The sequence below is a fragment of the Caulobacter sp. B11 genome (genome assembly GCF_002737765.1).
Classification (GTDB): Bacteria; Pseudomonadota; Alphaproteobacteria; order Caulobacterales; family Caulobacteraceae; genus Caulobacter.
This window is the reverse complement of record NZ_PEGG01000192.1, coordinates 1-7355: the sequence shown is the minus strand read 5'-3', so window position 1 is coordinate 7355 and position 7355 is coordinate 1. Positions and strand designations below refer to the sequence as shown.

Below are 7355 nucleotides of genomic sequence, written 5' to 3'. Positions count from 1 at the left end.
GGTGCTGGAGGGGCTGATGAGCCTGGCCCAGCGCACCGGCGCGGTGCGGCTGCGCACCGGCCCCAAGGACGCGGCCCTGCGCACGGCCCGGGTCTGCTACGACCATCTGGCGGGATCGCGTGGCGTGGCCCTGGCCGCTGGCCTGGCCGAGCAAGGGCTGCTGCTGGGCGGGACGGAGCCCGGGCTCTCGGCGGCCGGCGAGGCCTTTTTCGTCGCGCGGAGGTTCGACCTGGCGACGATGCGACAGGCGCGCAGGCCGGTCTGCCGGCTGTGCCTGGACTGGAGCGAGCGGCGGCACCACCTCAGCGGCGCCCTGGGCGCGGCCATTCTCAAGCGGGTGGTGGACGCGCGCTGGGCGCGCCTCGATGGCCGTGTGGTCGCCTTCACCCCGACGGGATCACAGGCCTTCGATCGCCTGTTCGGGCCAGAGGGGCAGGATCCGACCTAGATCGGCATCCGCATAATTTCCTGATAGGCGCTGATCACCTGGTCGCGGACGGCCATCACGGTCTCGAGGCTGGCCTCGGCCGACGAGATGGCGGTGACCACGTCGATCAGTTCTGCCTTGCCCGAGACCTGCTGGGCGATCTTGCTTTCGGCGTGGCGCGAGGCCTGAACCGTGTCGGTCATGGCCGACTTCAGCATCTCGCCGAAGTCCATGGCCTTCTTGGCCTCTCCGGACCCGCCGATCGATCCGACCGACATCGTCCCCTGGGCGGCATAGGCCTTGGCGGCCGCGAGCGCGGTGATCATCGCCTATCTCCTATTTGCGCAGCAGGTCGAGGGTGCGCGATTCCATGGCGCGCGCCGTCTCGATGACGTTGAGATTGGCTTCGTAGGCCCGCTGGGCCTCCTTCATGTCCAGGGCCTCGACCAGCGAGTCGACATTGGGCAGCTTGACATAGCCCTTGGCGTCGGCGGCCGGGTTGCCTGGATCATATTCGGTCTTGAAGTCCTTCTGGTCCGGATCGACCCGGGTCATCCGGACGCCCTCGGCGCCCTGGACCTTGACCGGCTGGAACACCGGCACCTGACGGCGATAGGGGTCGCCGCCGGCCGTGCGGGCGGTGGAATTGGCGTTGGCCAGGTTTTCGGCGATGACCCGCATCCGGCCCTGCTGGGCCTTCAAGGCGCTGGCCGCGATGGCCATGGTCGTCATCGACTGGGACTTGATCTGGGGCATGGGCGTCTATCCTCAGCCGCCCGGACGGCGCGAGGCCATCCGCAGCATCGTCAGGGACTTCTGGTAGAAACCGACGGCCGCGTCATAGTTCATGCGCGCGTCGGTCATCTTGAGCATCTGGTCCTCGAGGGTCACGGCATTGCCGTCGAGGGTGGTTTCGCTGTCCGCGCCCGCCGTTGAGCGCCAGGCGCCGGTCGGCTTGGACGGGCCCATATGGCCGCTCGAAGTGCCGATCATCGCCACGCCGCTAGTCGGGGCCGCCGGTCCGCCGCGATAGACCGGCGCGGTGTTCTGGGCGGCCAGCGAGGCCTGGAAGCTGTAGGCCTTCAAGTCGCGCGGGCGATAGCCCGGGGTGTCGGCGTTGGCCACGTTCTGGGCGACGAGCTTCTGCCGCTCGGACAGATAGCCGAGCCGGCTTTTCAGCATCGCGAAGAGGGGGATATCGTCGGGACCATGAAGCCCCATGGTGAAGAAACAGGGTTAATCCAGCATTAAGGTCCCTCGGGCACACCAGAGCCGCGACCTCGCGTCGCGCCCTTTGTCTGACGAGCGTCGGCGCCATGGATTTTATCGAATTGATCCGCGCGGTCGCCGCCCTGGCGGTCACCCTGGGCCTGATCGGCCTGGTCGCGGCCGGGCTGAAGCGATTTGGTCCCGACACGCTGGCGCGGCTGGTTCGGATGCGCCGCGAGCGTCGCATGCAGGTGGTCGAAACCCTGGTCCTGGACCCCACCCGCCGGCTGATCCTGTTCAATCTCGATGGCGAAGAGCGGCTGCTGCTGCTGGGCGAAGGGAAGCTCCTCGACTGGGGCCCAAAGCCGCCCCGCTCCCGCCCTGCCCGCAACCCCGTCGCCGGAGCCGTCGTCTGATGCGCGCCCTGATCAAATCCATCCTGGGAACGGAACCGGGCGACCTGCGTCGCGCGGCCCTGATCGCGGCCCTGAGCGGCCTGGCCTGGGTGCTGGGCCCGTCGATCGCTCTGGCCTCGGCGGTCAATGTCAATCTGGCACCGGCGCGGGCCTGTCCGAGCGGGTCGTCCAGATGGTCGGCCTGCTGACCGTACTGTCCCTGGCTCCGTCGATCGTGATCATGACCACGTCGTTCGTGCGCATCGTCGTGGTGCTGGGCCTGCTGCGCACCGCATCGGCGTGCAACAGAGCCGCCCAACCCAGTGATCATCAGCCTGGCCTGTTCCTGACCGCCATCGTCATGGGCCGACCTTCGAGAAGGCCTATGACGCGGGCGTCAAGCCGCTGCTCGACAAGCAGATCGAGATGCCCCAGGCCTTCGAGGCGGCCAGCGAGCCGGTCAAGACCTTCATGCTCAGCCAGGTGGACCAGGACGACCTGGCCCTGTTCGTGCGGCTGTCGAAGATCGAAAAGCCCAAGACCGCCAGGACACCCCGATCACGGTGGTCACCCCGGCCTTCATGATCTCGGAACTGAAGCGGGCCTTCGAGATCGGTTTCCTGTTGTTCATCCCGTTCCTGGTCATCGATCTGGTGGTGGCCAGCGTCCTGATGAGCATGGGCATGATGATGCTGCCGCCGGCGACCGTGAGCCTGCCGTTCAAACTGATCTTCTTCGTGCTGGTCGACGGCTGGCGGCTGGTGGCCGGCAGTCTGGTGGAGAGTTTCCAGCGCGGGCCGGGGAGTTAAAAGGCGACGATGACCGTATTTGTCCTGGGCTCGATCAATCTGGACGCCGTGGCGCGGGTCGATGACCTGCCGAGGCCCGGCGAGACGGTGGCCGGCCTGTCCCTCGACCTGTTCCTTGGCGGCAAGGGCGCCAACCAGGCGGTGGCGGCCGCCCGGATGGGTGCGCCGACCCGTCTGATGGGCGCTGTGGGGCGCGACGACAGCGGCCCCAGCCTGAAGGCCAAGCTGGCCGGCTATGGCGTGCAGGTGGCCGACGTCGCCGAACTGGCCAATGTTCCCACCGGCCAGGCCCATGTCTGGGTGTCAAAGAGCGGCGAGAACATGATCGTCGTCACCGGCGGCGCGAACACCGCCCTCACCGCCCAGCATGTCGGCGCCACGCCCCTGGAGGGCCAGAGGGTGCTGCTCAGCCAGCTGGAGACCCCCGTCAGCGCCATCGAGGCCCTGTTTCGGGCCGGCGCCGCCAAGGGGGGCCTACGGATCCTCAACGCCGCCCCCGCCCTGCCCCAGGGCGCGGCCCTGTTTCCCCTGACCGACATCCTGATCGTCAACCAGACCGAGTTGGCCACCTACGCCAAGCTGGACCACGAGCCCAGCAAGCTGGAGGAGGTCTCGCGCGTGGCCCGCAAGCTGATGAGCCGGCCCGACCAGACGATCATCGTCACCCTGGGCTCGGCCGGGGTCGCCACCGTGCGGCGCGACGAGGCTTTCCTGATCGAAGGCCGCAAGGTCAAGGCCCTGGACACCACCGGCGCGGGCGACTGCTTCTGCGGGGCGCTGGCCGCCAATCTCGCCGCCAACATGGACCTGCGCGAAGCGGTCGAAATGGCCAACGCCGCCGCCGCCCTGTCGGTGCAGAAATCTGGCGCCGCGCCGTCCATGCCGAGCCGGCGTGAGGTCGAGGCGTTCCTGGAAGGCTAGGCGGCCCGGGCGCGATCAGGCCGCGCGGATGCCGCTGAAGCCGTTCTCGCTCTGGGTGCCGACCACGGCGTCATAGCCCAGGATCATGTCGACGTCCTTGCCGTTGCTGGCCAGGGGCAGGCGCAGCCAGAGGATCGACATGTGCGGCGCGCCCTTCCAGGCCAGGCTATGGACGCCGACGCCGGGCCGACGTTCGTCGACCACCTTGTCGAGTTCCTTGCGCCAGTAGTCGGCGGCGGCGGTATTGTAGACCTCGCCCAGGTCCTTGCCGGTGATCTCGCGACCATAGACCCCATACAGGGCGGTGCCGGCCAGACGAAGGCGGTAGTCGCGCGGATTGCTGCTCACGTCGATCAGGCTGACGGTCGGCAACAGGCGCTTGATGCCGGAAGGTTGAAGGTCGACGCGCGCGGGGAGCCTAGCCCCCGGCGGAGGGACGCCCAATAGGCGAACATCTCCTGGTGAGCACGGGCCGCCGTGGCGGATGCGCTCAGCTGCGCGTTCATCTTCAGATTCCTTAACAAGTCGTTGGAATCACGACGATTCACTATGTCTTAAGCAACGAATCGGCGGCAAGCGGAAAATGGAATCCGCCAACAAAGATTCTCGAAGAGAGTCAATTGTGCAGCAAAACGCCCGACCTCCAGTGAAGGGGGCCGGGCGGCATGGTCAGGCGCAAATATTTGAACCGATTGAAGTAAATGAACGCTCAGACTCAGGCGGCGGCGCCCTTGGCGGCCTTACGCCCGCCCTGGCCCAGACCCATCTGTTTGGCCAGATTCGACCGCGCCTCGGCATAGTTGGGGGCGACCATGGGGTAATCCTTGGCCAGGCCCCACCGGGCCCGGTAGTCCTCGGGGCTCAGATTGTACTTGGTGCGTAGGTGGCGCTTCAGCGACTTGAAGCGCAGACCATCCTCCAGGCAGATCAGATAGTCGGGCGTGATCGACCGCTTGACCGGCACCGCCGGCTCCCGGGGCGCCGTGGCCTCGGGCTCGGCCGCATCGCCGGCTAGCGCCGCCAACGACCTGTGCACCATGCTGATCAACGCCGGGACGTCGCCAGCGTGCACGCTGTTGGAGCCGACATAGGCAGAGACGATTCCCGCCGTCATCTCGATGAGTTCGGATTGGTCGTCCATCATGGTGTGATCCGGCGCTTCGTGTTCTGACATCGATGGCCAATTCTGCTCGGCCAGTCATCGTCGTGAATAACCACATTATTCGTACGCGGCAACTCGCCCGTCAGGCGAAGCGCTCGAATACTGTCGAATGCAGACCCAATGGCCGGCGCGGCCGCCTTGCGTCGTCAGAAACTTACTCGAATTGGGGACGTCGTTTCAGTGAATGCGCTCAGTCCTGTTGGGCTAACGTCCGAAATCACGCGACAGGGCCAGCATGGCGGCCCGCTGCGGCACCGAATATTCATCCACCGCCGACTCGTCGCCCTCGCGGATCGCCTTCAGCAGCGCCGGGGTCAGGGCCGAGGACAGCGACCAGTTCCAGTAGCGCAGCACGGTCTGGGCCCGGTCGACGGCGATGGTGTCATAGACGGTCATCACCCGCTCCAGACCAGACGAGATGGCGCCGGTGGAATCGGTCTCGGGCCGCCGCAGGCCGCGCCACAGGGCTCGGACGGCCGCGCGCGGCAGGCCTGTGGCCTTGCACAGGATCGCCAGGGGCTCGCCGCCGCCGTCGGTGAAGATCTTGGCCCCGGTCATGGGCTTGAGCCCGGACAGATAGGAGATCTCCTCGGCGACCTCGCGGGTCATGCCGCTCTGGGCCGAGGCCACCGCGTCCTCGAGGCTGTCATAGGGGCTCTTGGCGATCGCGGCGCGATTGCGCTGCCGGCGCTCGATGAACTGCAGGGCCTTGCGCGACAACGGGTCCTGCCAGCCCTCGGCCGAGGCCAGGGCGAAGACGTCGCCGACCGCGTCCTGCAGGATCTCGCGCGAGACGGCGAAGCGCTGAAGGATCGTGCGGCGGGAGTCTGCATCCGACCACCAGAACATTACATAGGCGTGGCTGGGCCGTAGCTCCGGGCGCTTGAGCAGCAGCGGGATCAGGTTGGGATTGTCGCGCGTCGCCGCGACGATGTTTTCCAGGCCCTGATGGCTGAAGCGGACCAGCTCGTTGCGGAGCAGGGTCTCGATCACCACGGGCTCGCCCATGTCGACCAGGGCGTCGGCCACGACATCGCTGACCCCCCGCCGCAGGGCGATCAGGCGGCGATGCTCGACCGTGGCGTGATACAGGCAGTTGATCAGGTCGGCGTCGCTGAGATTGGTCGAGTTCTCGAGCAGGGCCCGGGCGACCAGCACCTCGTCGCGCAACAGCAGGCGCACCAGAACGCCGGGCATGTCACCCAGAGTCGCCAGGCGCCGCGCCACCTTTTCGCGTTCCTCGGGAACGGCGTCGCGCAGCATCTCGACCAGCAGGTCGGCGGTCATGCCGCGCTCGAAGGCGTTGATCCGGCTGGCCGGAAGACAGACCACGTCGGCCAGCCGCTTGAGCAGGGCCGCGCGAGAGCGGGGCCTGGTCGAGACGGGGCCGGCGTCCGGCAGGGAGGCGGTCTGGTCGGTCATGCTCATCCTGGCGCGGGCGCCGCAACCCCGAATCTAGACCAGAACAGCCTTAACTTCGGATGAGCGCCGCGCGCCCCACACGAGAATGTGGGGCGCGCCGCTTGGCTCCGCCAGGGTCGAAATCGTGGCCCCGGTCCCGTGTCAACGGAATGGCGGCGAGGTCCATTCCGGCCAGATGTCGGGCACGTCGGCGCTGACCTTGTCCGGATAGACCGGCGTGCGCTTTTCAAGGAACGAGGAGACCCCCTCCTTGGCGTCGCCGGACGCGCCGCGCGACTGGATGGCCCGGCTGTCGGCCTTGTGGGCCTCCATCGGATGAGACGCGCCAGCCATGCGCCACAGCAGTTGGCGGGTCAGGGCGATGGAGACGGGGGCGGTGTTGTCGGCGATCTCGCGGGCCAGGGCGCGGGCGGCGGGCAGCAGGTCGTCAGGCTCGTGCAGCGAGCGGACCAGGCCGCGATCCAGCGCCTCATGGGCGCCGAACACCCGGCCGGTATAGCACCACTCCAGCGCCGTCTGCAGACCGACCAGGCGGGACAGGAACCACGAGGACGCGGCTTCCGGCGTGATGCCGCGACGGGCGAACACGAAGCCGAACTTGGCCGCCGTCGAGGCCAGGCGGATGTCCATCGGCAGTTGCATGGTCACGCCCACGCCGACGGCCGCGCCGTTGATCGCGCCGATGATCGGCTTGAGGCTGTCATACATGCGCAGGGTCACCCGGCCGCCGCCGTCGCGATAGATGTCGCCGACCTTGCCTTCTTCCCGCTCCAGGGCCTGGGGCGAGCTGCGATCGAAGGTCGCGCGCCGCCCGACAGATCCGCCCCGGCGCAGAACGCCCGGCCGGCGCCGGTGATGATCACCGCCTTGACCGCGTCGTCGGCGTCGGTGAGGTCGAACACCTCGATCAGGTCCTTCATCATCCGGGCGGTGAAGGCGTTCATCTTCTCCGGGCGGTTCAGGGTGATCGTCGCGATCCCGTCCTCGACATCGTAGAGCAGGGTCTCGAA

Annotated in this window: 7 protein-coding genes and 4 pseudogenes; 4 read left to right on the top strand and 7 right to left on the bottom strand. The window is 67.6% G+C overall.

The window, feature by feature from the left end; genetic code table 11:
* Nucleotides 1-448: pseudogene (locus tag CSW58_RS08725) on the top strand (transcriptional regulator); the annotation flags it as partial.
* Here CSW58_RS08725 and fliE read toward each other — a convergent pair.
* From fliE to flgB, 3 genes are read right to left on the bottom strand one after another with little or no spacing between them, the layout of a single operon-like run.
* A complete protein-coding gene (gene fliE / locus CSW58_RS08720; RefSeq protein ID WP_099447030.1) occupies nucleotides 445-753 on the bottom strand; it encodes a flagellar hook-basal body complex protein FliE in 309 nt (102 codons plus the stop codon). The pseudogene CSW58_RS08725 and the gene fliE overlap by 4 nt on opposite strands.
* Nucleotides 754-763: 10 nt before the next feature.
* Nucleotides 764-1183 (bottom strand): flagellar basal body rod protein FlgC, encoded by a 420-nt coding sequence (flgC, locus tag CSW58_RS08715; RefSeq protein ID WP_099447029.1) that lies wholly within the window; start codon nucleotides 1181-1183, stop codon nucleotides 764-766.
* Between the two features lie 12 nt (nucleotides 1184-1195).
* The gene (flgB, locus tag CSW58_RS08710; protein ID WP_099447028.1) at nucleotides 1196-1648 is read right to left on the bottom strand and encodes a flagellar basal body rod protein FlgB; all 453 of its coding nucleotides are present in this window, start codon (nucleotides 1646-1648) and stop codon (nucleotides 1196-1198) included.
* Between the two features lie 95 nt (nucleotides 1649-1743).
* On the opposite strand from flgB, the gene CSW58_RS08705 reads away from it, so the two are divergent.
* The 3 genes and pseudogenes from CSW58_RS08705 to CSW58_RS08695 all read left to right on the top strand — a co-directional run bounded on the left by CSW58_RS08705 (nucleotide 1744) and on the right by CSW58_RS08695 (nucleotide 3761).
* Nucleotides 1744-2052: a flagellar biosynthetic protein FliO gene (locus tag CSW58_RS08705; protein ID WP_099447027.1), complete on the top strand. Its 309-nt coding sequence runs from the start codon at nucleotides 1744-1746 to the stop codon at nucleotides 2050-2052.
* A pseudogene (gene fliP / locus CSW58_RS15130) lies at nucleotides 2049-2840 on the top strand (flagellar type III secretion system pore protein FliP). Before CSW58_RS08705 ends, fliP begins: the two are co-directional and overlap by 4 nt.
* 9 nt (nucleotides 2841-2849) lie before the next feature.
* Nucleotides 2850-3761 carry a ribokinase gene (locus tag CSW58_RS08695; protein ID WP_099447026.1) on the top strand — a complete coding sequence of 304 codons (912 nt, stop codon included), beginning with the start codon at nucleotides 2850-2852 and terminating at the stop codon, nucleotides 3759-3761.
* Nucleotides 3762-3776: 15 nt separating this feature from the next.
* On the opposite strand, the pseudogene CSW58_RS08690 reads toward CSW58_RS08695, so the two are convergent.
* The 4 genes and pseudogenes from CSW58_RS08690 to CSW58_RS08675 form a co-directional block, all read right to left on the bottom strand.
* Nucleotides 3777-4273, bottom strand: a pseudogene (locus CSW58_RS08690) (PAS domain-containing protein).
* A 203-nt stretch (nucleotides 4274-4476) separates the two neighbouring features.
* Complete coding sequence (locus tag CSW58_RS08685; RefSeq protein WP_099447032.1) at nucleotides 4477-4902, bottom strand: MucR family transcriptional regulator; 426 nt, start codon at nucleotides 4900-4902, stop codon at nucleotides 4477-4479.
* 225 nt (nucleotides 4903-5127) lie between these two features.
* Entirely contained in the window at nucleotides 5128-6345 is a 1218-nt protein-coding gene (locus tag CSW58_RS08680) for a DUF2336 domain-containing protein (protein WP_236627728.1), read from the bottom strand.
* Between the two features lie 141 nt (nucleotides 6346-6486).
* Nucleotides 6487-7355 (bottom strand): annotated as a pseudogene (locus CSW58_RS08675) (crotonase/enoyl-CoA hydratase family protein); the annotation flags it as partial.